This window comes from Emticicia sp. (assembly GCF_049241225.1).
Taxonomy (GTDB): domain Bacteria; phylum Bacteroidota; class Bacteroidia; order Cytophagales; family Spirosomataceae; genus Emticicia.
Window position 1 is genome coordinate 1 of sequence record NZ_JBMLRC010000030.1, and the last position, 2,657, is coordinate 2,657.

The following is a 2,657-nucleotide window of genomic DNA, read 5'->3' on the forward strand; positions in this document are numbered from 1 at the left end:
TCAAAAATAAAAAAATAAATTTTTGTTTGCAATTATACCACGAAAAGCCGAATTTCGTTTTCCTAAAAATTCAATAAACCCCTCCGAAGCACCATGAAGAAATTTTTTGGCGTAATTGGCCTCATTGCTTTATCGTTTTATAGTATTGCACAGAACAAATACGCAATCATTCCAAAACCTACACAACTCATACAAACGGCTGGCTCATTCGTGGTCAATGCTCAAACCAAGATTCTGATTCCGAGAAATAACCCAGATTTGCGTCCATTGGCCGAGATGCTCGCCGAGCGTTTTCTGATCACTTCGGGCATGACACTCAATATCGAAGAATTTGACCTTACTGGCTTTGCTCCTGCCAATACAAAAGCCATTATTTTTATGCCACTCAGCCCAAAATCAGGCGATAAAACTTTGGGCGAAGAAGATTATACCCTAAAAGTAGAAACTAATAGTGTGGTGATGTCGGCCTCAACGGCAAAGGGCGAATTTTATGCCTTACAAAGTCTTTTGCAATTGCTTCCTACCGAAATTTACAGCAGTTCGGCGGCAAATGATGTAAAATGGAGCATTCCGAATTGTTCGATTTATGACCGTCCGCAGTTTGGGTATCGTGGTTTGATGCTTGATGTGAGCCGTCATTTTTTTCCAGTTTCGTTTATCAAAAAATATATTGATTTGCTGGCTTTGCACAAAATGAATACGTTTCATTGGCACTTAACCGACGACCAAGGTTGGAGAATTGAAATAAAAAAATACCCAAAATTGACCGAAATTGGCTCAAAACGCAAAGAATCAATGGAAGGGCATTTCACCGACCAGCGTTTTGACGGCAAACCTTACGGTGGATTTTATACCCAAGAACAAATATCAGAAGTAGTAAAATACGCCCAAAAGAAATTCGTAAACGTAATTCCCGAAATCGAAATGCCTGGTCATGCAATGGCGGCTTTGGCAAGTTATCCAGAATTGGGTTGCTCAAAAGGCCCTTACGAAGTAGGCGTAAAATGGGGTGTTTATGACGATGTTTTCTGCCCGACCGAACAAACTTTTTCTTTCTTAGAAGATGTTCTGACCGAAGTAATCGCTTTATTTCCAGGCAATTATGTGCATATCGGTGGCGATGAATGTCCGAAAGTTTCGTGGAAAAACAGTCCGTTTTGTCAGGAGTTAATGAAAAAAGAAGGCTTGAAAGACGAACACGAATTACAGAGTTATTTTATCAAAAGAATAGATAAATTTTTGACCTCGAAAGGCAAAAAAATGATTGGTTGGGACGAAATTTTAGAAGGGGGTATTTCGCCAAACGCCACAATCATGTCGTGGAGAGGAATCGAAGGCGGAATCGAAGCCGTGAAACAAAACCACGATGCCATCATGACTCCCGGAAGCCATTGTTATTTAGATGCGTATCAGTCAGACCCATCATCGGAGCCAGTGGCAATTGGCGGTTTTTTGCCACTCGAAAAAGTGTATTCGTACAACCCAATTCCTGCTGGCATAACGGCCGAACAAGCCAAACATATTTTGGGCGTACAAGGCAACGTTTGGACTGAATACATTGCCACTCCAAGTCATGCCGAATATATGGTATTTCCGAGAGCATCGGCTTTGGCCGAAGTGGGTTGGACAGCCAATACTGCCAAAGATTACAAAGATTTTACGACTCGCCTAAAAACACACTTTGAGCGTCTAAGATTTTTGGCTGTTAATTACTCAAATGCGTACTATGATGTTTCAGCAAGTTCATCAGTAAACGCCAAAAGTCAAGTGGCCGTAAAACTCAAAACTGCTGATAATGCGGCAGTTATCAGATACACCATTGATGGCACAGAGCCAACGGCAAGTTCGTTGGTTTATCAGCCAACGGGTGTAATCGTGACTAAAGATGCCACTGTTAGAGCAACTGCGTTTACGGACAAAGGGCAAAAATTAGGCAAGGATATGAGCAAGTATTATTACATCAATAAATCGACTGGACGAAAATATACTTTGGTCAGCCAGCCAACCAAATATCTTGGTGGTGAAACTTACGGTCTAACCAATGGCGTAAAAGGCGAAGCTGGAAACTTGGATACTTGGGTAGGTTTTGAAGGCAAAAACCTCGATGTAACGATTGATTTAGGGCAAGTAATGAACCTACAAACGGTTTCGTTTGCTTTCTTGCGAGCAAAATCTTCATGGATTATGCTACCTCGTGAAGTAGAAGTTTTGGTTTCGGAAGATGGCAAGAAATTTACGAGTGCCAAGAAAATGCCAATAGGAAATTTAGAAGGTGAAGAAAAAGTTATACAGCAATTAAGCGTAGGAATTGACGGTAAAAAAGGGCGTTTTGTAAGGGTTATCGCTCAAAATTACGGCAAACTTCCCGACAATCACCCTGGTAAAGGAAGTCCAGCTTGGTTATTTGTTGATGAAATTGGCATAGATTGATGCAATGAAAACAAATTATTTATATTTTTGTTGAAATATTAAAGGAGTGAAACTTATTTCACTCCTTTAATATAAATGGCTCTGTAGTTCAACGGATAGAGCGGAACGCCGCCCGATAGCGTTTCCTAAACATTTAAAGATGTATTTTATACTGGCTCTGTAGTTCAACGGATAGAATAGAAGTTTCCTAAACTTTAGATAGGGGTTCGATTCCCCTCGGAGCTACT

The 2,657-nt window shown here is 40.6% G+C and carries 1 protein-coding gene and 1 tRNA gene; both read left to right on the forward strand.

Annotated elements, in window-relative coordinates; all coding sequences use genetic code 11:
* Positions 1-93 precede the first annotated feature (93 nt).
* Positions 94-2,430, forward strand: a complete 2,337-nt coding sequence (locus tag ACOVO2_RS01740) for a beta-N-acetylhexosaminidase (protein WP_421768317.1) — start codon at positions 94-96, stop codon at positions 2,428-2,430.
* 153 nt (positions 2,431-2,583) lie between these two features.
* A tRNA-Arg gene (locus ACOVO2_RS01745) sits at positions 2,584-2,655 on the forward strand.
* Positions 2,656-2,657: the final 2 nt, after the last annotated feature.